This is a genomic window from Lactovum miscens (assembly GCF_014202895.1).
Classification (GTDB): Bacteria; Bacillota; Bacilli; order Lactobacillales; family Streptococcaceae; genus Lactovum; species Lactovum miscens.
Window position 1 is genome coordinate 46,156 of the sequence record NZ_JACHHV010000001.1, and the last position, 24,025, is coordinate 70,180.

The window sequence follows — 24,025 nt, forward strand, 5'->3', positions numbered from 1 at the left end:
GCCCTCCTTAAGTTAAGTGTACACCTTTATCAACGTAAATGATATCGCCGATGACACCCGCAGCTAGTGGACTTACAAGGAATGCAGCAACTTCACCAATTTCTTCAATCGTGATGCCTTCACCATCTACAGTACGACTATCAGATTCTCTGATAAGTCCTTTGTAGCCGTCTACACCTGAAACAGCTAGGGTCTTGATAGCACCAGCAGAAATTGCATTGACGTGGACACCGATTTTACCAAATTCAACGGCTAAATAACGAACAGATGCTTCTAGAGCAGCTTTAGCAATTCCCATGACGTTGTAGTTAGGGATAGCACGTTCTGAACCCATATATGTCAACGTTACGATACCAGCCCCTTTGTTCAATAATGGCTTAACGGCTTTGGATACGGCCAAAAGGCTGAAGGCAGAAACATCTTGAGCAAGTCCATAGCCGTCACGTGAAACGTTTGAAATATCTCCTGTCAATTCTTCCTTTTTAGAGTATGCGATCGCGTGAACAAGCCCGTCAATTTTTCCAAAACGAGTCTCTATTGTTGAAAATGTGCGACGAATTGATTCATCATTTGAAACGTCACATTCTACTAGCATGTCTTCTGGTTCAGCAAGTTTTGCCAATTGTTTTTCCATGCGTTCATTTTGGTAAGTGTAAACCAAGGTTGCTCCTTGTGCTTTCAAGGCTTTTGCGCAACCCCAAGCGATAGATCTACTATTTGCTACACCCATGACAACAATCTTTTTATCTTTTAAAAACATAATTCTCCTCGTTACAGTATTCTCTGGGATGGTCATATGACCCAATCCAAACTATTTTTAAGACTTTTAGATTATAAAATATAATACTTTGATTGTCAAACTATTAACATCAAAGTATTTTTGTTTTCTGAAAATTTACATCTTTTTCAGCATAGGAGTAACATAACAAAAAAAGCACTTTTTAGTAATTCTAAGGAAGTGGGTGTTCACCAAACCATCTCAATAATTTCTTTTTTGGTGTTGAAATTATTAGTCAAAGTTCTCTATTGTCCATCCAACCTTAGTTAAATGTAGTCGCCTCACTTCTATAAAATTTATAAATATGTACTTTTCTAGATAGCTTTAATATTATTCAAAAGATACTTCTTTTTATATAGTTAACCTAGAAGTAGTCGAAAAAAATTTTTTACCCTGTTGAGTCATTTTGCTGCTATTAAGTCAGTAGAAATGCCAATCAAAAGTAGACTTCAAATCTTAGCAATTCTAAGTACTTCTTTATTTTGAAAACTAAAGTACAGATAGATTTAGTCTATAGATTTGATTTCCAAGATTGTATCTCTGAGTTCGGCAGCAGCTTCAAAGTCTAAAAGCCCAGCAGCTTCGGACATTTCACGTTCAAGTTTTTTAATAAGCTCTTTGCGTTCCTTCTTAGTCATTTCTTCCGGATGATTGATTTCAACGACTTCTCCACTTTCAAGTTTCTTCGTTACAGAAATTAAGTCGCGGATTTCTTTGTGAATGGTTTGTGGGGTAATGCCATGTTCATCATTGTATGCTATCTGAATTTGACGGCGGCGGGTAGTTTCGTCCATCGCATTTTTCATAGACTTTGTAATTTTATACTTCTCTCCGTTATATTCAGTGTAAAATCCTCCATCCAGCAATTCTTTATCTTGTGGTCGCTCTGGATCAAGTGGCTTAGCCATGTCTGAATATAGGATAACATGTCCATTAGAGTTCCGGGCAGCCCGTCCGATGGTCTGAATCAGACCACGTTCATTTCTGAGAAAACCTTCTTTATCTGCGTCTAGTATGGCAACTAAGGAAACTTCAGGCACATCAATTCCTTCACGAAGCAGGTTTATTCCAATAAGGACATCAAATAATCCAAGACGTAAATCCCGGATGATTTCGGTACGCTCAAGAGTTTTAATGTCAGAGTGAATGTACTTAACCTTAACACCCATCCCTTTGAAGTATTCAGATAAGTCTTCCGACATCTTCTTGGTCAGAGTAGTAACAAAAACACGTTCATTTTTTTCTACTCGGGCATTAATTTCTCCTAAGAGATCATCAATTTGTCCCATCATCGGGCGAACTTCAACTTCAGGATCAAGCAGACCAGTTGGACGAATCACTTGCTCGACGATTGTATCCGTCTGCTCATATTCGTAATCACCTGGTGTCGCAGACACATATACAATTTGATGTACATGTTGTTCAAACTCTTCACGCCGTAAAGGGCGATTATCCAACGCTGAAGGCAGGCGGAAACCATAATTGACTAGCATTTCCTTACGGGCACGATCTCCGTTGTACATGCCTTTAATTTGTCCCATTGTCATATGACTTTCATCAATCATAATCAAAAAATCATCGGGAAAGAAATCGATAAGTGTATATGGTGGCTCACCCTCGGAGCGTCCTTCCATGTGACGACTGTAGTTTTCTATACCGGAGCAATAACCTAGCTCCCGCATCATTTCAACGTCATAGTTAGTTCTTTGTTCAAGACGTTGCGCTTCAAGCAGTTTTCCTTCATCGCGAAAGAACTTGAGCTGCTTTTGAAGCTCGGTTTCAATGCGTTCAATCGCTTCTTCCATGCCTTCATCGCCAACCATAAAGTGAGTTGCTGGGAAAATGGAAAGATGATCAACATCGGACAGAGCTTGACCAGTTAAGACATCAATTTCCCGAATACGATCAATCTCATCACCAAAGAATTCAACACGAAAAGCATGCTCATCATTTGAGGCAGGAAAAACTTCAACAACATCCCCTCGAACACGGAAACGTCCACGTTGGAAATCAATGTCGTTTCTCTCAAACTGAATCATAATTAATTCATTCAAAAACTTGTCGCGAGAGATTTCTTGACCTGGACGGACTGAAACAACTGATTTTTGATATTCCACTGGTGATCCTAGACCATAGATACAGCTGACTGAAGCCACCACTATAACATCATTACGTTCAAGTAGGCTTGAAGTTGCTGAGTGGCGGAGTTTATCAATCTCGTCATTGACACTAGAATCTTTTTCAATATAGGTGTCTGAAGAAGGGACATAAGCTTCTGGTTGATAGTAATCATAATAGCTGACAAAGTATTCGACACGATTATTAGGAAAGAATTCTTTAAATTCACCATAGAGCTGACCAGCTAGGGTTTTGTTATGAGCGATAACCAATGTCGGCTTATTTACTTTTGCAATGACCTCTGACATAGTAAAAGTCTTACCCGTACCTGTGGCACCATGCAGAATCTGTGCTTTTTCACCATTTTCGATGCCTTCAACAAGGGCTTCAATCGCTTTAGGCTGATCGCCTGTCGGACTATACTTGCTCACTAGATCGAAGCTATGCTTGTCTTCTCTTTTAAACATTTTTTACCTTCACTTACTTCAAAAATTCTTGGAAATATTTTAAAACCTGATGATAGACCTTATTCTTAACACCAAAATTCATAGCCTCTACCTCTTTTAAGCCAAGCTCCTTCCAACTCAGAAATTCAATCTCCTCTGGAAAAGTATTGAAATTGATCTGAACATTCTGACCAAGTTGAATGAGGAAGTATTGTTGCTCTTGACCGATAAATTCAGTGCCAAGTGGTTTAAGGCCTTCACCAAATTCATAGCGTAAAAGATCTGGCGCTTTAGCTAGAAGTTCATAATCCGTCGTCCCAAGTTCTTCTGAAATTTCTCGTTTGAGCGTTTCTTCATCACTTTCACCAACTTCTTTGCCACCTTGAGGAAATCCCCAGCCTTGATGATCAGAGCGCTCGAAAATTAATAACTTACCATTGGAATTCATCACAATTGCTGCCACATTTGAGCGATATTTTCTCATAAAATTGTTCCTATCATTGATAGAACCATTTTAACATTTTTCCAAACTACAAATATGAAATTATAATTAGCTATAAATGAATTAATGAGAAGAAGTAATTATCTTCTTTGCTTTTTCTAATTTAATCCTTTATATTTTTAACAATTTCTTGATAATTTTTATTTCCACCTGACAAATTATAAACTTCTCTGAAACCAACATTTTTTAGGGCATTCTGTGAAGCATTACCAGTTACACCTTTATTACAGTATACGATTGTAAATTTATTCTTATCAAGAGTTTCAGATTTCTCAGGAAAATCAGAAAAGGAATGTTAATCAAATTTGGGCACATGATTTTTAGTACAACTTCCTGGCGCACGCATATATATCACGGTTATATCAGTATTTTCAGTCTGCAACCTCAGCACCTAAGGCACAAGGTATCACACGTACTGCATAGGGATATCTATGTCTTTGTCATAAAGAGTAATTTGTGCAGTTTCAGTATTTCGACATGCTTTGGTCGCCACACTTGTACTTGCAACTACTGATCAGATTATTATTATTTTCATTTTGACGACTCAATTTGCATATGATAATTGATGTCCCAAGTACTTTTATTTAAACAAACATATTTCTTTTTACTTTGAAATAAGAGTTCTTTGAAGATCACTTGAAACCAAAGATAAAATTTTCATTCAGTGTATAGTGAAGTGAATCATTGTCTCTTTTTCGATGAGAAAAAAGCTGCCTATGCAAAACTAATTTACGATAGAATATCGTAAGCACACTAGCTATCACTAAACAAAAAGCTAACATTTTTCAAGCGGTTTGATTGGTCAGATCCTTTAAAATGCCTAAATTTTTTCTCAATTCATTTTCATCTTTCTAAATAGGTAAATTTTATTTATATCTTGTCAAAACTTAATTTGCAAATTTATGAATAAAGGATGAGCAGTTTACTGCATTAAAATTTTTAATAATATGTTCAAAATAGGTTTGATCCTAAATCTTCAAGAATCTATCCATAATTAATGCTATTTTATGAAACTTATTTCAATTTCAAAATTTCTCTTAAGCTTTTAACAGAGTATGTTGCCTTATCATTCACTGCACTTGAATCAAAGAAAACCGTAGAACATCCTGCAGAATGTCCTGCATCAATATCGATCTCACGATCTCCAATCACAAGGGTATCAGCTTTCTCAAGTTGATATTTTTCTAGTAAATAGTTAATTGAGTTAGGCTGAGGCTTTCTTGGAAAACCATTTTCGGAAGTCACAACTTCTGTAAAATAGAATTTAATTCCTGAACTTTCAAGAATCGACAGTACTTGTCGATTTCGGTGAGAAATCATAAAGTTTTGTCCGCCTGATTCAATGACTTTAGCTAATACATCTTTGCCACCATCAAATAGGATAGGTTTTTCCAAAGACTCAGCTTCTAATTTTTTATATTCTGACAAAAATCCTGGAATCTCTTTTGCAAATTTTTCAACAGCGTGACCGGTTGACACCTTCAGAGCAGGATAAATTTCGTGGTGAAGGCGGATGAACCCGTGTCTAAATAGTACAGCGATAAAAGCCCGAGTTGAGACTTCATAGTTATCAAGTAGGGTACCTCCAAGGTCCCAAATATAGTTTTTGTAAGTCATATTTGAATTAACCTTCTCCTTCAGCTTTAGAAAGTAAAATTACTGAAACAACAACTAGTACCATAGCAAAACCCGTAACGAAATTCAATTTGAGTCCAAAGAGGGGAATACTAATGAGTACTGATGTTATCGGTTCGGTAGCCGCTGCCACAGTTGCTACCAAGGGTGAAACATACTTAATTGCTTGAAGCCAAGCTAGAAAAGCTAATGCTGTCCCTACAATGGCAATTCCTAAAACCAAAGCAATCGACTCAATTGAAATTTTGTAGTTAACTTGCCAAACTGGATGAATGATATTTGATCCAATTCCAGCAACTAGAAATCCCCAACCAGCAACTGAAATTGCACTATATTTGGCAATTAAGTTGAAAGGTGCCAATGAATAAAAGACAACTGCAATAGCCGCGAGAATACCTGAAATTAGTGCTATGGGATTAATTGATAATTTTGAAACATTTCCACCCGTGATTAATAGGAAGACACCAATCATTGCTAGAAACACCCAAAAAATTGATTTCTTTTTGGGAAATTTATGATGAAAAATTGCAAAATATAAGAGAATAAAAACGGGAGAAATATACTGCAAGATCGTTGCAGTCGCAGAATTTGAAAATTGAATACAAGTATAATATGAGAATTGGACACTAAAAACACCAAAAACGGTATAAACTAAGAAAACCGGGAGATTCGACTTGTCTTTCCATATATCAAAAAAATTCATTGGTTTTTGCATTGCAGAAATAAACAGCAAAAAGAATCCAGCCACAATCAAGCGAAATGAGGTAACCCAGAGAGCATCACCGTGGAAAGTTGAGAAAAAAATCTGTCCAAATATTCCAGAAACTCCCCAAAGACATCCAGCTACAAGGGCATAGAGTGTTCCCTTAAATATTTGTCTTTGAGTTTTTGTCATTGTCATACTTTGCTATTATAGCCCATGCTTAAAAAAATCCTAGTTCAAAGTCTAGAATTTCAGAGTTTATATAATTCTTAAAACTTAATCACCAGATCCAATTTTACGTACACCTGATGCACCTCCACCACGAGAATTTGTACCTGTCGCCTTTGTACCTGTCATTCCTCCGTCCTTTTGATAGGGAAATGAGTTTTTTGATTTAGCATCACGAATTGCTGCTAATTTCTCTTGCATTTGTTTCTTATCCATAGGGACTAATTTCCTTGTTCTTTATTTTAAGTTAATATACTGATATTGATTCTATCAGATTTCCTTAAGTTCTACAATACTATTGACAAGATTTCTAATAAATACTCAAATGTGTTTCAGAATATGTAGTATAAATTTCATTAATAAAATTTAAATCCAATTTTTTTCGAAAATCTTTTATAAGACACCATACTAAAAATGGCAAAAACTATGATGTTGCCAAATGGTTAAGTGAGCTCTACTCTCGAGTAACCTTTTTGTTTAGTTCCATACGTTTGGCAAGCATACGTCGATACTTGTCACGCGTCTTACCACGACGTTCTGGAGATTCTTGGTTATACTTGATTGATAAGATCAAACCGATACCAATGATATTTGATATCAAGTTTGAGCCACCTTGTGAGATAAAAGGCAAAGGAATACCTGTCAAAGGTAAAATTCCAACAATCGCTCCAATATTTTCAAAAACATGAAAGAGAAGCATCATCGTAAACCCTGTTGCAATCAATGTATAGAAGAGATTATTAGCCCTAAACGTCGCACGGATCATGCGATAGATTAGATAGAGATAAAGGAAGATCACTATTGATGCACCGACAAAACCTGTACCTCCAGCAATTACTGTGAAGATCATATCAGACTCACGAACGGGAACAGCGATCTGACCAATTCCAGATCCGATTCCGAACATCCCTCCTACTGCCGTTGAAATCAAGGCTTGAGATTGCTGATAAGAGTTTTGCTGAACATCAGCAAATGGGTGAAGCCATGCTTGGAACCGAGCTGACTGGTAAGATTGAAAACCAAGGCTGTTAAGGAAGTGTTGACCATTTGGAGTAATTATTACATATACTCCAGCCGCAAGTATTGCTGTGAAAAGTAAAATAAGAGGCATGAGAATTTTCCAACTCACCCCTGAAATAAGCAGCATGCCTGCAAAAATGGCTAAGAATACGAGTAATGTTCCAAAGTCATTTTGCATATGAGGACCAACTAGGACAAAGGCAATTGGAAGAAATGAAAGGATCATTTCCACAATAAGGAATAAGTCTGTCCGAATACTTTGAATTTTATTCTTCTCTCGGAAATTAACGACCAATCTTGATAAAAAGAGGATATAGGCTACTTTCATCAGCTCTGATGGCTCAAAAAGGGTTGTACCATGGATTGAGATCCAAGATTTAGCACCCGTCGCCATATAGACTGCAGGACTATAAAAGAAAATCGGTACCACCATCAAGACAAGGCCAATGACATAAATCGTCGGTGCCAAAAGCCAAAGTGCCCTCACATCAAAATGCATTACAAAGAAAGCAGCCGCAATTCCTATCATTAACCATGCTCCCTGTTGTATCAAAAGCGTATTGGCCTTTAGAGGGTAGTCCGTTGTCAGTGAAAAGCCAAGGGCGACAAAACCAATAATAATCAGCAAAAAGACAGGCAAAATCAATGCATAGTCAATTCTAGAGTCATTAAAAAGTTTGCGATTCCGAGGTCTATTTTCCATTCTCATATTCTATCATGCATTTCAGAAAATAAGTATTTCTATTTTCTTACATTTTTCAATTCTTTCATTTTCAATATTTTAATTTTTTATGGATAACTTTAAAAAAACTCGAAATTAAATTCGAGATACTTTAACCACCAATTAGTTTTTTTACAAGTTCACCCCCATATATCAACACGTATGAATAAGCCAATATTGATGGGATCTTTCCTACGAATATAGTGAAAATGAAAAACTTATAAGTCATTTTGGTCTGGCTTGAAATCATTACTAAGGCATCATCAGGAGCAATTGGAGAACAAATTAGAGCAAAGAAAATCCAGTCAAACCGACGATTACTCCTCTCATAAATTCCCATAAAGCGTTCATAGGTCTTCTCTTTGACAAAGGTCCTAATCAGGACCGTGCCATATCTCCTTCCTACATAAAATAAGCCTAGTGAACCAAAGCAAATTCCAATATAATTGTAAACAAAGCCCATCACAGGACCAAAAATAAGTACCCCTGCCGCTTGAGATAGCCCTCCAGGAATAATCGGGATAATAATTCCAATCATCGTTATGGAAACAAAGATAAAAGGGCCTAATATTTTATGAGCCAGCACCAGATCTTTGAGAACTGCCTGATTAGTCAAGGCACCAATTCGATAAAGATACACAGCGCCCAAAACTGTCGCCAAAATTCCTAATATAGAGATGATGTTAAAAATTCGTTTAATTAATTTTGCGAGCTCTGGATTCATAACCTCCCCTCTCTATCAGTTCAGAATATTATTCAGAAGAAACTGCCAATTCTATAAAAGAAATCGGTTTAGAATTCAGACTCGGACTTTACTGACCCGATTCTGCAGGGCCTTAAAACTCTTTAGCTTGAAGATAGTCCTCAGCTTCTTTAACCCATTTTGACATTTCGTGTGACAACGACTTAAAGCCAATATCTTCGCGGCTATCTGTGGCAAAATGTTTTCGGTGCGCCTTATGCATTTCAGGATCTTCTTCAAGTGAACGAGCAGATAAAGAAATCTTGCTTGAATACTCATCAAAATCAATCACTTGAACCTTCAATTTTTGGCCAATCTCAACAACTTCATGAATGTCTTTAACAAACCCTGACTGAATTTCAGAAATGTGAATTAGCCCCTTTTTTTCCTTGTCAAACTTTACAAAGGAACCATATGGCTGTACGCCAATCACTTCTGCATCAAAAATGTCACCAATTTTTACTTCATGTTTCCGAAAAATATCTTCAGATGCCTTCAAAATTTTCTTTTTTTTTTCTTCAATTGTAATTGACTCAATAAAGACCTTCTCAAGAGGGCGGTCATTATGATCCACGCTAACATTTGCAATCTTGTCAAGAACCTCAAAAGAAGCTTCATCAGCCAACTGACCAAAGACAGTGTGTCTGCGATCCAAATGAGGTGTTCCACCTCTCTCAGCATAGGCTTTTGCAATTTCAGTTGGCCAACCTGCAGATTCTAAGTCAGCTTTTGAGTAATCAGAATTTGACTTTTGAACGATAAAAAACTGTGAACCATTAGTGTTTGGGCCAGCATTAGCCATTGATAATGCACCACGGAGGTTAAATAAGAAGTCCGAGAATTCATCTTCAAAACGTTTCCCATAGATTGACTCACCACCAGCACCAGTTCCTGTCGGGTCACCACCTTGAATCATAAATTCATTAATTATCCTGTGGAAAGCAATTCCATCGTAATAGTTATTCCTAGCCAGCTCTAAAAAATTCTTGACAGTTCTTGGAGTGAGTTCATCAAAAAAATGAACCTTTAAATCACCAAGATTAGTATGAATTGTAGCAATTGTGCCTTTTGTGGACTTTAAATCTAATTGTGGGTATGTCATTCAATAATTCCTAATTCTACCAGTGCTTTATGTACACCATCTTCTTCTACTTTTTTTGTAACATAGTCGGCTTGTTTGAGAACCTGATCATCTGAGATCTCCATAGCAACGAAGAGACCTGGCAGATCAACTAATTCAAGATCATTAGGACCATCTCCAAAATTCATCATACTTTCAAGTGGGAGCCCCAATTTATCTAAGACAATCTTACAACCTTCGCGTTTGTTTCCATTAATTGGGACAATGTCACATGAATTAAGGTGCCAACGGACACGACGAACCTTGTCCGTAAACTTTTCAGGTAAGACTAGATCTTCATCATGATCAGACAGTGACAAGATTTGATATACAGAATTTGATTTATTGAAATCCGGATCAACTTTTAAATCACCATAGATGATCTGCATGGCATCTCTCTCAAGGTCACCCCACTTTGAAATGGCCAACTCATTATTCCCATAAAAGACATATTCTGAATCTACAGATTTAAGCCAATCTACGAGGTCTTGGGCCAACTCAGGAGAATAAGGATTATCATAAACCACCTCCCCTGAACTATTCACAATATAAGCTCCGTTTGCGGTAACATAGAAATCCGGATTCAGTGCTCGAACTTCAGGGACGACACCCGATAAGTTTCGACCAGTTGCAATACCAGTTAAAATTCCCTTTTTTCGTAATTTATCAAAGGCAAGGTTGACTGAATCTGGCATAAACCCAGTGTCTTTTATACGTAATGTGTCATCAATGTCAAAAAAAATAATTTTTACTTCTTTTGCTCTTTTTTTCAATTCTTCCATATTTATATTATATCAAAAATTCCATTTCAGACTTGACTCTCAACCAATTTATGATTCATCGCGTAAATTGCTGCTTGAGTACGATCATCAACTTTTAGCTTAACGAAAATATTAGAGACGTGAGTCTTTACTGTCTTCAATGATATGTAAAGAGCATCAGCAATATCCTGGTTGGACTCTCCTTTTGCGAGCTCACGAAGGACTTCCATTTCTCGGCTGGTCAAATCATCATAAAGCTCATGCGGACGGTGTTCATGCTCTGCAATTTTTTCTTTAACAGATTCAGATAAGACATCTTCTCCATTAGCCACTTTTCTTATAGCTTCAGTAATTTCATGAGCCTGAGAGGTCTTTAAAATATAACCTTTGGCACCTGCAGCTAGGGCTGGAAAAACTTTTTCATCATCCAGAAAAGAAGTCAAAATCAAAATACGAGCACTTGGGTCCTTTTCTAGAATAATTTTTGTTGCAGTAATACCGTCCATGCGATCCATAACCAGATCCATCAGAATTACATCTGGTTTGAACTTTTCAGCCTTCAGAACCCCAACTTGGCCATCAGATGCCTCCTCAATGACTTCAATATCCTCTTGAACATTAATAAAACTTGAAAGACCTAAGCGAACCATCTGATGATCGTCCACAATCATCACTTTAATCTTGTCTACCATAAATTACTTCTCCTATTATCACGCTTTATTTAGTCATTACTCGTGTCATTACTTACTTTCGGAACTCTAATTTCAACCTTGGTTCCATGGTTTGGCGCTGTATTGATATCACAATGTCCACCTAGTAATAAGGCACGTTCCTTAAGATTAGATAAACCATAGCTAGTTGCCCGTTTTTCCGTCTGGTCAAATCCGATTCCATCATCTGCGATAGTCAAAATAATATTTCTTAAATTTTCACGAAGGCTAATATCTATATTTTCTGCATGTGCATGGCGTAGTGTATTCGATAGCACCTCTTGTGCCATCCGAAAAAGATTGTCTTCTATTGTAGGACTACTGTGCACATCATCTAATCGATAGTTAATATTAGCAGAAATTTTAGCTGTCAATTCATTTATTAGACCAGTCAACCCGATGCTTAAAGATTTACCATCCAACTCAATAGGACGCAAATGTAAGAGTAAAGCCCTCATTTCATTTTGAGCCTCATGTAAAATTTTAAGTGAAAGTAAGGTTTGGGATTGAATACTTTTTAGGTCAGTTGACCCTTCTACCGACGACAAAATCATAGTTGCAGCAAAGAGTTCTTGACTTACTGAATCATGCAGCTCCCTTGATATTCTTTTTCGCTCTTCTTCAATGATCTCCGCACGCATTTCTGTACTTGGATTGGATAAACGCTGAATTTCTCCTGTCAAATCTCGAATGTGTTTTGCAACTTGAGCAACTTCAGGATTTAAAGGAATTTCATTGATATTTAATCTTTCGATATCTTTGACAAAGTCTTGCCTAATCCTAATATTTTCGCCGTAGTTAACCAGACTTATCACAAGGGAAACAAGCCCTGAGACAAACAGTAACAGCCAAATTTTGGTCAGATTTTCTGGAATCATCATTCCCGACATATCCATCATGCCACCATTATGGAAAACTGTTGGTTCAAAAAAAGCAAAAAGGGTTAAAGAAAGTGAGAAAAGAATTACAAAAGCAAGGGCGAAGGTCGTAAAAATTGTTTTTTTCAAAATAGCCTCCTTCTAATTACCCACGTACAATGTCAACATTTCCTTTATCTACCCGAATCATAATTGCCACCCGCTTTGAAGCAGATTCATAATTATCAGAAAAATATCGAATCTGAACATCATTAATTTTTGTCATTTTTCCTAAGACGCTAACAACGCCTTTATTGACATTGATATTTAGTGCTAATTCCACATCTTCCGGAACAATAATCTTTGTATTACCAGAATTTTTACGAATAGATAGATTATTTCCAGACTCATGGAAGTGCATGTCACCAAGATCAATTATCTCATTTTTATTTTCATTTTCCCCTTGATTAAAGTGCTGACTCTGGCTTTGATCTTTGCTGAAAGAATCTACATATGGCACTTCGTAAAATTTTTGGTGAGACTGATTTCCATTTGGATTTTTTTTTCGATAGTAAAGAATTCCCAAGATAACTGGGAAAGCAATCGCAAGCCAGAAATAACCAGTCTTAAAAAGCTCTAAAACCGTAAGTAACCAAAAGATACCACAAATGATTCCCAATATGTGGCTATTAAAACGATTAGCCAACCAGCTAAAAAGTAGGGCAATCCCTATAAAAAAGATAAATCCGTTTCTAAAGAGCGCCACCAGTAACAGAAGCACTATAAAGGCTTCTATTACTGCAAAAAAGGTAACTCGTCTATTCATGCTCTTATTTTATCAGATAATTTTAAAAAAATATCAGCCATAAGGCTGAAATTCAAGAGAAAGTTCACTCAAAAAATTAACGAGTCCCAATTACAATACGAGCATATCTTGATATCTTGTCAACCGTCAATGCTGGCAAGTTTTTTGAAATAACAATTTTGTTGTTGCTTTACCAATGATTATAATCTACTACATTTGTAAAGTCAATTGGAAAGTAGATTGGACTATGGACTAAATGTGATAAAAATCTTTTATCAAAAGACTTTTTATTTTTTTGTTTTTACCTAAAATTGGTTTGAGCTTTTCATAAAGCTTTCCTTCAATCATTGAAATATAACCAATTCTAGCATATTCTGAAAAATCAGTATTAAAAGTAAAGCTGTAGCAAGTAATAGTATAATTTTTTAGCTTATTTTTATATCATCACCAGTGAGTTTTAGTGCACTAGCCGTATTTATATTATTTCCAATGTACTTTATCTTATAACATTTATAGGCTTTCCTACAGAAAAAGCACTAATATTTTCTTTGATTAGAGATATTAATCTTTGTCTAGTCTCTAAGCCTTTCCACCCAATATGTGGAGTGATAATAACTTTATCCATCGTATACAAAGGGCTTGTTTCATCTAGAGGTTCAACTTCTTGTACATCAAGTCCAGCACCAGCTATTATTCCTGAATCAATGGCTTGAATCAAGTCACTTTCATTAATCAACGGACCACGGGCGGTATTTATAACAAAAGCTGTATTTTTCATTAATGCTAATGTTTCTTGATTAATCATATGCCTAGTTTTACTATTTAATGGACAATTAAGAGAAATAAAATCACTATTTTTAAACAATTCTTCAGTAGTTGTAAAATGAACTTTTCCTTCATCTTTTCTTGAAGTTCGAGTTGATACTAATATTTTCATTCCTAAAGCTTCAGCTACTTTGATGATTTCTTTAGCAATGTGTCCATAGCCAACCACACCTAAAGTTTTCCCATTCAACTCAATATGATCAACTATCAAATGTTTACGAAAATTATCATAGTTATTTCGTTCTAACATACGAATTTGCTTTTGAACTGAACTAGCCAGATTTAACATAAGCATTATTGCAGTATGTGAAACTCGTTTGCTACTATAATCAGGAACATTACATAAGATAATACCCTTTTCCTGAACTGCTTCTAAATTAATATTATTATATCCAGTTCCAGCCTCACATATCATCCTCACACTATCGGGAAATTTTAAAATAATTTCTTTATCCAGTTTCATTTCTTTTGTAATCACAATATTAAAGCCTTGCACACGTTCTATAATTTGGTCTTCAGATGTTTCACTATAAATTTTAACTTCAGAGGAAATTTTAGAATAATCTATTTTTCCATCATAGTTTACAGTTTTTGCATTTAACACGACTGTTCTATCATTCATAATTTAGTTACACTTTCTTATTTCTTTATATTATTCACTTTTAATATTACTCCAATTAATTTATCTATTTAAGTAATCTAATAGACTTTACTTTGAAAGCAAAGCTACTATCATCGTCAGTAATAAATCCATTATGATCTGCTACATGTTGTACAGCTACTTCAATAGATTCAAAATACTTAACAACACTAGGTGTATACATACTGGCTTCTCCCATAAAATTAGGTATTGCTTGTTCTTCAAATGGCAAAAGACATTTAAACTCAAATTTCATATTTATTTTTTTCCTTTCTAATCAATCAAAGGTATAGTGTTACATAGCCCTAAATGGTTTACATGAACTCTAGTCTACTAATTTTTCGTTGCTTTAAGTATCTTTGGTTAAAATAAACATCCTCAAAAGTATATGTGATAAAATGCATGTATAAAATATGTTAGGAGCAATTTCATGACTGATTTAATCAGACAAGAAAGTTTAAATAGAATTTCTAAAGGAGACTTTGGTTGTTTCAAAGAGCTAACTTTAGCAATGTTCTCTGGTAAATGGAAAATTAATATCCTATATCATCTTTACCATGATGGGGACTACCATTTTAATAATTTAACTCGTTTACTACCGCGAGCCAGTCGTAAAATGCTAGCTCAACAATTAAACGAACTTCGCGAGGATGGTTTAATTTCTAAAAAATATCTTAAAAATAATAACATTATTTATACTGTATATTCTCTAACACCTCTTGGTAAATCTTTGATACCTATTCTTGATATGATGTACGACTGGGGAAAAAATAGAGTATCTGATTTGAAACTAGACACCACCTGCTTTCAATTATCAAACAAGGATCTTTAAATATTATAATACTTACTCAGAGTGAAAAAAAGAAGGTACTTTTAAGTAACTATCCTATACTATATTCTTACAAATTTCAGTTATATTTGTATAATCATCTATCTCTATCATTTGTAATTTATTTATATTAAACAACTTTTAGAAATAAATTCTAAATGCTCTAACAGGACGTAAATGACTATTAACGTGTGATTCAGAATTACCACTTTCTAATCTATTAACCAAATATTGTTCTATATGAGCTGACTTAATTTCATCAATGCTTAGAATGTCACTTTGACAAAAAAATCAGAGAAAACCTTTAACGATTTTCCCTGAATATAATCTTATTTTTTGATAACCCTATTGTTTTATTATCAAAAAGCATTTCTTTTATTGCTAATTCAATGGAAGTTTTATGTTGTCTCTTAACGTTTTATTAGATTTAACAACAATAAAATATTATTCCAGTTTGGTTTGGATACCATACTAAATGATTTTTTTGTTTTTCACCAATCATTCAAATACTTCCCCAGTCACACCAAATTTAACGAATCCCCAAAGCAATTCTTGCATAACGACTCATTTTATCGACTGTCCATTGAGGGTACCAAACAAGTTTTACTTCAATATTTGTAACTTCTGGAACAGCCGTAAGAGCATCATGAATTTGGTCTGTTAACAAGTCAGCTAATGGACAGCCCATTGTGGTCAAGGTCATTCGAATCTCGGTATTCCCTGCATCATCAAAATCAATACCATAAACCAGACCAAGATTGATGATGTCAATTCCCAATTCTGGATCAATAACATTTTCTAGTGCGCCAAAAATACGTTCTTGAATGTCTTTTATTTGTTCTTCTGTATGTTCTGCCATGTTTTATTACTCCAAAAAATCATTTTTAAAAAACTTAACCTAGCGTTCGTTTAGGCTGAGTCAGATTTGAGAAGTATACTTTATCTCTCATCTTTTGTAAAATCATTTTAACATTTTTTAATAAAAACAAAAGCCCAATAATTTCTTGAGCTTCTATTTAATAAATTAAATTATATTAATCACGTCCACCCGCTGCAAAACCAAAGATTCGTAAAATAGCTAGGAATAAGTTGATAAAATCAAGGTATAGTGCCAAGGCCATTGAAACTGCCCAGCCTTCTTGCACTTGTCCATTCACTGAGTCATAAACTCGAGCAATTTTTTGATTATCCCAAGCAATCAAAATCGAAAAGATAATGACTGAAAGAAAACTCAAGCCAAACATCAAGGCTGATGATCCAATGAAAAAATTAACTACACTAGCAATAATGACACCAATCAAGGCCCCCATCATTGCTTTACCTATGCCAGATAGCTCTCGCTTAGTTACTCGTCCATAGGCAGATAAACCAAAGAACATGCCTGAGGCTGTTAAGAATGCAACAGAGATGGCTCCCTTTGTATACATCAACAAAGTAAAGCTAATCAAAAAGCCAAAAAGTGCCGCAAAGCCAATAAATAAGGGAAGTGCTGTAGGTGAATTCGTTGCCGCTGCTTTTTGCATAGGAAAAATCAACACCATTGGAATTAACCAAATAAGCAAAAACATAAAGCTACCACCTTGGAGAATGGAAATCATATTCTGTGCAAAAAACTGAATCATTATCCAGGCAACAACTGCTGAAACCAAAACACCCATACCCATGATGGCGTAAATTCTATTATAGAAGGCGTTTAGGCCAGCTTTTCGATCATCTAAAATAATACTATTATTATCCATTAGTCTAATCCTCCAATTCTTTAATTTGATTATAACAAAATGATAAAAAAAAACAATCAGTCCTTAGACTGATTGTAATCTTCTTTAAACTTGTAATTAATTTTTTTCTATAATCCTTGATTCCTTTAAATAGTAATAAGAATTAACGAAATTCTAAAACTAATGTAGATAATTCTAAAAATGGTTATATAAGTGAGGTATTAAACTAAATATTACTTTATTCCATAGCTAAATTTTTCTTAAGAGCAAGAGCTCTTACTCCATGTGCCTCAAAGGAGAGCTCACGTTCCCCAATTTCAGTATAGTTAAACTTAACATGTAAGTAGTTATCTGGAAGATCTTTACCTAATAGTTCTCCCCACTCAATAACAGATACGCCATTCGCTTCTAAGTATGAATCCATATCAAAAGAGTCTGGATCATCACCAACTCGATAAATATCCATATGATAAAGTGGGAGGCGTCCACCGTCATACTCGCGAACAATAGTAAAGGTTGGAGATTTTACCATTTGTGTAATCCCCAGCCCTTTAGCAAGACCTTTAGTAAAGCTTGTTTTCCCAGTTCCAAGTTCTCCTGTGAGGACAATAACATCCCTAGCTTCCAAAAGACGACCAAGCTTTTCAGCGAAAGTCGTCATTTCTAATTCATTAAATAAGTATTTCATAATTTTTCTAGTTCTCTAATGCATTGAATCACAAGGATTACAGCTCCAAGATACAAAAGTAACTCAAGCAAACCGGTGTGATAGTTAAAGATGAATGAGAAAATTAAGGTGACAAAAAGTGTCACAATGCCTAGGACAAAGAAAATGTTTAATGTCTTCTTTACCTCTGGTGATAAGAGAAGAAAGTAAGCTAATCCAACTGGAATAATAAGCAAAGCATAAAACATAAATCACCTCTACTACTTAACTTTAGAAACCTTAGTCTTCTGCCACTTTCTTTTTCTTAGAATCTCTTGCACGTACATTCTTATCAAGAATCGCCTTACGAAGACGTATTGACTCTGGAGTGACTTCAAGGTATTCATCATCACCCAAGAATTCGATTGATTCTTCGAGAGAAAGGATGCGTGAGGTACTCAAGACAACCGTAGAATCCTTATTTGATGAACGGACATTTGATTGCTCTTTCTTACGCGTGATGTTAACAGTCAAGTCATTTTCACGTGAATGTTCACCAACGATCATACCTTCGTAAACTTCAGTAGCTGGATCAATGAAGAGAATACCGCGCTCTTGAACAGCCATCATCGCATAGTGAGTTGATTGACCCGTCTCGTTTGCAATAATAGCACCACGTGAACGTCCACCAATTTGTCCCTTAATCATTGGCGCATATTTTTCGAAGGTATGGTTCATAATACCATAACCACGTGTCATTGAAAGAAAGTCCGTTGTGAAACCAATCAAGCCACGAGCTGGAGCAAGGAAAGTCAAACGGACTTGGCCATTACCTTCATTTACCATATCAAGCATTTCAGCCTTACGTTCTGAAAGAGCTTGAATGACTGAACCTTGATATTCTTCAGGTGTGTCAACTTGTACCATTTCAAATGGCTCACAAAGAACACCATTGATTTCCTTCAAGATTTCTTCTGGACGAGAAACAGCCAATTCGTAGCCTTCACGACGCATTGTTTCAATCAAGATTGAAAGGTGTAATTCTCCACGCCCAGAGACAAGCCATGAATCTGGTGACAGCGGTTGGACACGAAGTGAGACATCCGTTTGAAGTTCTTGATTCAAGCGCTCATCAAGTTTACGAGCTGTAACCCATTTACCTTCACGACCGGCAAAAGGCGAATTATTAACCATGAAAGTCATTTGAAGAGTTGGTTCGTCAATATGAAGTATAGGTAATGGTTCAATTGCATTTGTTGGTGTTACTGTCTCACCAACAAAAATATCATCCATACCTGAAACAGCAATCAAATCTCCAGCTTTTGCTTCTTGAATTTCATCTCGTTGAAGACCAAAGAAACCAAAGAGCTTAGTGACACGGAAATTCTTAGTTGTACCATCAAGCTTAGACAAGGTAACTTGGTCGCCCACTTTAATTTTTCCGCGGAAGACACGGCCAATACCGATACGTCCTACAAAATCATTATAATCAAGGAGTGATACTTGGAATTGCAAAGGCTCATCTGAGTTATCAATTGGAGCTGGAATTTGCTCCAATATGGTCTCAAAAATTGGATCCATCGTAGCTTCTTGATCAGCTGGATTATCTGAAAGACTTGAAGTTCCGTTAAGTGCTGAAGCATAAACCACCGGGAAGTCCAATTGATCACCGTCAGCACCGAGTTCTATGAAGAGTTCTAGAACTTCATCAACAACTTCAGCAGGACGAGCTGATGGTTTATCAATCTTGTTTACAACTACAATAGGAGTCAAATGTTGGGCTAGTGCCTTTTTCAATACGAAACGAGTTTGTGGCATAGTGCCTTCGTAAGCATCAACTACCAGAACAACACCATCAACCATCTTCATGATACGCTCTACTTCTCCACCGAAGTCCGCGTGTCCTGGGGTATCAAGAATATTGATGCGGTTACCTTTATATTCAACAGCTGTATTTTTTGCCAAGATGGTGATGCCGCGCTCTTTTTCGATATCGTTAGAGTCCATCGCACGTTCTTCAAGATTTTCTCGAGCGCCAAGAGTTTGAGATTGTTTCAAAAGTTCATCAACAAGTGTAGTTTTACCATGATCGACGTGGGCGATAATGGCGATATTTCTGATATCTTCACGTAATTTAGTCAAGTTCGTATAATTTCCTATCTTTAGTTTAACTAAGCTATTATAGCATATTTTCTAAAAAAAATTCCTTTAAACCTTTGTGGTAAGCGCTTTTAGATTGAGGCAGAAATGAAAAAGATTTTTTAATATATTTTTTAAAACAACTTTCTTAATAAGTTGTTTTATTAAATAATTGAGCAGAGCTGATCATTTAATAAAATTTATTTTCAAAAAAAGGCTTGAAATAAAATCAAGCCTTTTCAAATACTTATTTATTAAAGAAAGTTTTTAATTCTTCCACTTTATCAATTGCTTCCCATGGAAGATCAACATCTGTTCGACCGAAATGACCATAAGCAGCTGTTTGAGCATAAATCGGACGGCGTAGATTCAGCATTTGAATGATACCAGCAGGACGCAAGTCAAAGATTTTACGAATAGCCACAAGCAGCTCGTCATCACTCACTTTACTAGTTCCAAAAGTCTCAATATTGATTGAAGTTGGATGAGCCACACCAATTGCATATGACAATTGAATTTGAACCTTATCTGCCAAGCCAGCTGCTACAATGTTCTTTGCTACATAACGTGCTGCATAAGAGGCGGAACGATCAACCTTCGTGGCATCTTTGCCTGAGAAAGCCCCTCCACCGTGTGGAGCATAACCACCATACGTATCAACAATAATCTTACGCCCTGTCAAACCAGAGTCTCCTTGTGGTCCACCAACTACGAAACGCCCAGTTGGATTTACAAAGATCTTTGTTTCATCATCGAGCAATTCGGCAGGAACTACAGCCTTGATAACTTTTTCAATGACATCGCGACGAATTTCCTCATTAGTCGCTGAAGCAGCATGTTGAGTTGAAATAACGACTGTATCTATCCGTTGAGCAACACCATTTTCATCATATTCAACTGTAACTTGTGACTTAGCATCTGGACGAAGGTATTCAATTTCACCTGACTTACGTAAATCAGATAATTTTTTAACAAGTTTATGACTTAGTGAAATAGCCAAAGGCATGTATTCAGCTGTTTCATTAGTTGCAAAGCCAAACATCATACCTTGGTCCCCAGCCCCAATCAAATCGAGTGGATCTACATCAGATAATTTTCCACGAACTTCTTCAGCTTCATTGACACCTTGAGCAATATCTGGTGACTGCTCAACCAATGAAACGTGGACGCCAACAGATTTGTAATCAAATCCATTTTCAGAGTCAGTATAACCAATCTTTTTGATCGTATTGCGCACTACATTAGCAATATCAACATAGGCTGTCGTTGTAATCTCACCAAAAACATTCACAGTTCCTGTGTAAACTACGGTTTCGCAAGCCACATGAGCATATGGATCTTGCGCTAATATGGCATCAAGAATGGCATCAGAGATTTGGTCAGCAACCTTATCTGGGTGACCTTCTGAAACTGATTCTGAAGTAAATAAACGTTTTTCTTTTGACAAAATTTTCCCCTTTTTAGCCTAAGATGTTTGTCTTTTGACTTATATTGTCAAAACACCTAGGACTCATTTTCGGTTACAGGCAATGAACAAGAGCCTACAAGCCCTCATTATCAACATATGTTTCGTTGAAACCATCGGAATAACTTAATTATTTTAGCACAAACTCCCCTTTATTCATGAAGTTGCGCGTCATTGGCAAGCCAGTACCAGATGAACCTTTTGTTACTAAGAATTGAATAACATCAATATTTCCAGTTTCAAATGAAGCGGCACAAGCTTGAAGATATAGATTCCACATACGTGCGAAAGGTTTACCCATTTCAGCTGCAACTTCGTCATACACTTTTAAGTAATTTTTAGACCAATATTCCAAAGTTTTTTGATAGTGACGTCGGAGTGGCTCCATGTCATCCATTTGAAGGCCAGCTGTCAAAATGTGATCAACTTGCTCAGCTACGTTTGGAATATAACCGCCAGGGAAAATATACTTTTCAATGAATGGATCCACACCAGCACCGTAGTGTTGACCGGTAATACCATGGATTAAGGCACGTCCGTTTGGTTTAAGGTAATCGTAGACTTTTTGAAAGTACATTCCTAGATTTTCTTTACCTACATGCTCAAACATACCTACGGATGTAATATAATCAAAGTTTCCATCTTTGAGGTCACGGTAGTCAACCAGGTAGACATGGACTTTATCTTGCAGACCAAGGTCTTCAATTTTTTTACTCACATAGACATATTGCTCATCTGAAAGAGTAACACCAGTCGCATCCAGACCATACTCTTGAGCAGCAGCAAAGATCATCGTCCCCCATCCGCAGCCAATATCAAGTAAGCGACCACCTGGCTGACTGTAAAGTTTATCTAGAATATGATGTACTTTTGCAATTTGTGCATCTGCTAGAGTCATATTATCCTTTGACCAATAGGCACATGAGTAGGTCATTGTTTCATCTAGCCATTTTTTATAGAAGTCATTTCCAATATCATAGTGGCTATGGATATCTTCACGAGTTTCTTTTTGACTATGACCATGCATCAGCTTGAGTGTGGCTTTGCCAAAACCAGTTTGATCAGTTAAGAAACTTCCCGCTTTTCTATAAGCAGATGCAATGAGAGCTTGAATATCACCTTCGATCTCAAGATCTTCATTCATGTATGATTCTGCTAAGAAAAGTGTAGGTGTTCCTGCCAAATCACTGAAACTAAATTTTTTATTAAGCTTGATCTTGGCTTGACTTTCGCCGTCACCATATTTTTCCGTTTTCCCGTTCCAATAAGAAACTTCAACAGGAATATCAAAAGCCTGAGACAAAGCTTTGTTTAAAACTATTTTCTCAAATACCATTTATAAAAACTCTCCTTCATTATAAATTTTAGAACATAAAATTATTAATGTCAAAAAATTCTTACTGAAATATTTCTGAAAGAATGAAACATTTGTTACGTCCTGAATGTTAAAAAGAAACGTTCGAAACGTCCCAAATGTTTGAGTAAAATTTTTAAAAAATTTACTCAAACCGCATACTATATTAAGCCATTAAGCCGAGCAATTTTTTCTACTTGGTAGGCTCTCCAAATATTACTTAGAAGCATAAAGCCTAAGATAACACTCAAAAAACTAGAACCATCTGTCATTGACCAGACTAAAAATTGACTTTGAATAATTGTAAATAGTAGTAATGTATAAAATTGACGTTTTGGCATGCTTATATTCTATCAGATCTACCTTAAAATTGACAAATTTTATGTTTCTGATTACCTAAACCAATCCTCCCACAGATTTTAATAAATTTGAACAACGAGCAGTTCGATTATGGAAATACCCATTTTTTACTAACAAATTTTCCATTCTTCATAATCTAATTACACCTCATTACTCAAACAAACATCGAAGTGAATTAAATTATACTGATTAATTTTATTCAATACAATTGTTAGTGAAAATTATTCCACTAACAGAGACTTACATGTCTCGTTTGTGAAAGTAATTCCATCTAAATAATGTTCAAAATAACTATAAATTTTCCATTTACAACTCCAATAACCTCACGCAATGCATTCCCAAAGTTATGATAAACAATTCGACCTACTTATTGAAAAATTTATGGACACTAATCAATCTCAACAAAGATGGGGGTTGGCGTTACTTTGTGGATATGGTATAATCAAAAGATGGAAAAATTAAAGAAAGTTGCCTTCTCTGAAGGTTTTAAATACCTCTTCTTTGGCGGATTAGCAACCGTCGTTTATATTATCTTTAAATTTCTTAGTTACCAAGCCACTCAATCTGGTTGGATTTCTGAAATAATTGCCCAAGCGTGCTCAATTATTTTCGCGTTTTTCACCAACAAATTCTTCGTATTTCAACACAAATCTGTTAATCTTTTTAAAGAATTCATCTCTTTTGTAACCAGCCGAATTCTATTACTCCTATTCTCAATTGGAATGAATGCTTTCTTCATTGATGCACATCCAGAGATTTTAATGAGGGATTTTGGAATAAGTAAGAACACTCTTGTCGCATTGCTCAATCTCTTCCTTCAAGTCTTTATCATTGTTGTGAATTATCTTGTAAGCAAATTTATCGTTTTTAAAAGAAACAATGCCTGAAAAAATTTTCAGGCAT

General features: G+C 35.8%; 23 protein-coding genes and 2 pseudogenes. 2 read left to right on the forward strand and 23 right to left on the reverse strand.

Going from position 1 to position 24,025, the window contains the following annotated elements; all coding sequences use genetic code 11:
* Nucleotides 1-7: 7 nt before the first annotated feature.
* From fabI to HNQ37_RS00310, 16 genes and pseudogenes are all read right to left on the reverse strand, one after another.
* Nucleotides 8-760, reverse strand: a complete 753-nt coding sequence (gene fabI / locus HNQ37_RS00235; RefSeq protein ID WP_183538114.1) for an enoyl-ACP reductase FabI — start codon at nucleotides 758-760, stop codon at nucleotides 8-10.
* Nucleotides 761-1,284: 524 nt separating this feature from the next.
* Nucleotides 1,285-3,363, reverse strand: coding sequence for an excinuclease ABC subunit UvrB (gene uvrB, locus HNQ37_RS00240; protein ID WP_183538116.1), 2,079 nt, complete (start codon nucleotides 3,361-3,363; stop codon nucleotides 1,285-1,287).
* Nucleotides 3,364-3,376: 13 nt separating this feature from the next.
* A complete protein-coding gene (locus HNQ37_RS00245) occupies nucleotides 3,377-3,826 on the reverse strand; it encodes an RNA pyrophosphohydrolase (RefSeq protein WP_183538118.1) in 450 nt (149 codons plus the stop codon).
* Nucleotides 3,827-3,947: 121 nt separating this feature from the next.
* Nucleotides 3,948-4,130 (reverse strand): annotated as a pseudogene (locus tag HNQ37_RS08445) (rhodanese-like domain-containing protein); the annotation flags it as partial.
* 728 nt (nucleotides 4,131-4,858) lie between these two features.
* On the reverse strand, nucleotides 4,859-5,461 hold the full coding sequence (locus HNQ37_RS00255; RefSeq protein WP_183538120.1) for an HAD-IA family hydrolase: 603 nt from the start codon (nucleotides 5,459-5,461) through the stop codon (nucleotides 4,859-4,861).
* 7 nt (nucleotides 5,462-5,468) lie between these two features.
* Nucleotides 5,469-6,374: a DMT family transporter gene (locus tag HNQ37_RS00260; RefSeq protein WP_183538123.1), complete on the reverse strand. Its 906-nt coding sequence runs from the start codon at nucleotides 6,372-6,374 to the stop codon at nucleotides 5,469-5,471.
* Nucleotides 6,375-6,458: 84 nt separating this feature from the next.
* A complete protein-coding gene (locus HNQ37_RS00265) occupies nucleotides 6,459-6,626 on the reverse strand; it encodes a hypothetical protein (protein ID WP_183538125.1) in 168 nt (55 codons plus the stop codon).
* 238 nt (nucleotides 6,627-6,864) lie between these two features.
* On the reverse strand, nucleotides 6,865-8,133 hold the full coding sequence (locus tag HNQ37_RS00270; protein ID WP_246415526.1) for an FtsW/RodA/SpoVE family cell cycle protein: 1,269 nt from the start codon (nucleotides 8,131-8,133) through the stop codon (nucleotides 6,865-6,867).
* 130 nt (nucleotides 8,134-8,263) lie between these two features.
* Nucleotides 8,264-8,875 carry a TVP38/TMEM64 family protein gene (locus HNQ37_RS00275; RefSeq protein WP_183538128.1) on the reverse strand — a complete coding sequence of 204 codons (612 nt, stop codon included), beginning with the start codon at nucleotides 8,873-8,875 and terminating at the stop codon, nucleotides 8,264-8,266.
* 112 nt (nucleotides 8,876-8,987) lie between these two features.
* Nucleotides 8,988-9,392: a CvfD/Ygs/GSP13 family RNA-binding post-transcriptional regulator gene (locus tag HNQ37_RS08590; protein ID WP_246415531.1), complete on the reverse strand. Its 405-nt coding sequence runs from the start codon at nucleotides 9,390-9,392 to the stop codon at nucleotides 8,988-8,990.
* Between the two features lie 15 nt (nucleotides 9,393-9,407).
* Nucleotides 9,408-10,795, reverse strand: a pseudogene (locus HNQ37_RS08595) (Cof-type HAD-IIB family hydrolase); the annotation flags it as partial.
* Nucleotides 10,796-10,821: 26 nt separating this feature from the next.
* Nucleotides 10,822-11,466, reverse strand: a complete 645-nt coding sequence (locus HNQ37_RS00290) for a response regulator (RefSeq protein WP_183538134.1) — start codon at nucleotides 11,464-11,466, stop codon at nucleotides 10,822-10,824.
* A gap of 29 nt (nucleotides 11,467-11,495) precedes the next feature.
* Nucleotides 11,496-12,491 (reverse strand): sensor histidine kinase, encoded by a 996-nt coding sequence (locus tag HNQ37_RS00295; RefSeq protein ID WP_183538136.1) that lies wholly within the window; start codon nucleotides 12,489-12,491, stop codon nucleotides 11,496-11,498.
* Nucleotides 12,492-12,507: 16 nt separating this feature from the next.
* The gene (locus HNQ37_RS00300) at nucleotides 12,508-13,167 is read right to left on the reverse strand and encodes a LiaF domain-containing protein (RefSeq protein WP_183538138.1); all 660 of its coding nucleotides are present in this window, start codon (nucleotides 13,165-13,167) and stop codon (nucleotides 12,508-12,510) included.
* A gap of 475 nt (nucleotides 13,168-13,642) precedes the next feature.
* On the reverse strand, nucleotides 13,643-14,593 hold the full coding sequence (locus tag HNQ37_RS00305; protein ID WP_183538140.1) for an NAD(P)-dependent oxidoreductase: 951 nt from the start codon (nucleotides 14,591-14,593) through the stop codon (nucleotides 13,643-13,645).
* A 64-nt stretch (nucleotides 14,594-14,657) separates the two neighbouring features.
* Nucleotides 14,658-14,867, reverse strand: a complete 210-nt coding sequence (locus HNQ37_RS00310; protein WP_183538142.1) for a hypothetical protein — start codon at nucleotides 14,865-14,867, stop codon at nucleotides 14,658-14,660.
* A gap of 174 nt (nucleotides 14,868-15,041) precedes the next feature.
* Between HNQ37_RS00310 and HNQ37_RS00315 the strand changes: the two genes are divergently transcribed.
* Nucleotides 15,042-15,443: a winged helix-turn-helix transcriptional regulator gene (locus HNQ37_RS00315; protein ID WP_183538144.1), complete on the forward strand. Its 402-nt coding sequence runs from the start codon at nucleotides 15,042-15,044 to the stop codon at nucleotides 15,441-15,443.
* A 526-nt stretch (nucleotides 15,444-15,969) separates the two neighbouring features.
* On the opposite strand, the gene HNQ37_RS00320 is transcribed toward HNQ37_RS00315, so the two are convergent.
* From HNQ37_RS00320 to HNQ37_RS00350, 7 genes are all read right to left on the reverse strand, one after another.
* Nucleotides 15,970-16,299 (reverse strand): metal-sulfur cluster assembly factor, encoded by a 330-nt coding sequence (locus tag HNQ37_RS00320; RefSeq protein ID WP_183538146.1) that lies wholly within the window; start codon nucleotides 16,297-16,299, stop codon nucleotides 15,970-15,972.
* Nucleotides 16,300-16,474: 175 nt separating this feature from the next.
* Nucleotides 16,475-17,179, reverse strand: a complete 705-nt coding sequence (locus HNQ37_RS00325) for a Bax inhibitor-1/YccA family protein (RefSeq protein WP_183538148.1) — start codon at nucleotides 17,177-17,179, stop codon at nucleotides 16,475-16,477.
* Between the two features lie 217 nt (nucleotides 17,180-17,396).
* Nucleotides 17,397-17,846, reverse strand: coding sequence for a tRNA (adenosine(37)-N6)-threonylcarbamoyltransferase complex ATPase subunit type 1 TsaE (gene tsaE / locus HNQ37_RS00330; protein ID WP_183538156.1), 450 nt, complete (start codon nucleotides 17,844-17,846; stop codon nucleotides 17,397-17,399).
* Between the two features lie 258 nt (nucleotides 17,847-18,104).
* The gene (typA, locus tag HNQ37_RS00335) at nucleotides 18,105-19,946 is read right to left on the reverse strand and encodes a translational GTPase TypA (RefSeq protein ID WP_183538158.1); all 1,842 of its coding nucleotides are present in this window, start codon (nucleotides 19,944-19,946) and stop codon (nucleotides 18,105-18,107) included.
* Between the two features lie 244 nt (nucleotides 19,947-20,190).
* A complete protein-coding gene (metK, locus tag HNQ37_RS00340) occupies nucleotides 20,191-21,390 on the reverse strand; it encodes a methionine adenosyltransferase (RefSeq protein ID WP_183538160.1) in 1,200 nt (399 codons plus the stop codon).
* 148 nt (nucleotides 21,391-21,538) lie between these two features.
* Entirely contained in the window at nucleotides 21,539-22,744 is a 1,206-nt protein-coding gene (locus HNQ37_RS00345) for an SAM-dependent methyltransferase (protein WP_183538162.1), read from the reverse strand.
* Between the two features lie 179 nt (nucleotides 22,745-22,923).
* Nucleotides 22,924-23,103 carry a DUF3272 family protein gene (locus HNQ37_RS00350; RefSeq protein WP_183538164.1) on the reverse strand — a complete coding sequence of 60 codons (180 nt, stop codon included), beginning with the start codon at nucleotides 23,101-23,103 and terminating at the stop codon, nucleotides 22,924-22,926.
* A 468-nt stretch (nucleotides 23,104-23,571) separates the two neighbouring features.
* Between HNQ37_RS00350 and HNQ37_RS00355 the strand changes: the two genes are divergently transcribed.
* A complete protein-coding gene (locus HNQ37_RS00355) occupies nucleotides 23,572-24,009 on the forward strand; it encodes a GtrA family protein (RefSeq protein ID WP_183538166.1) in 438 nt (145 codons plus the stop codon).
* The last annotated feature ends 16 nt before the right edge of the window (nucleotides 24,010-24,025 follow it).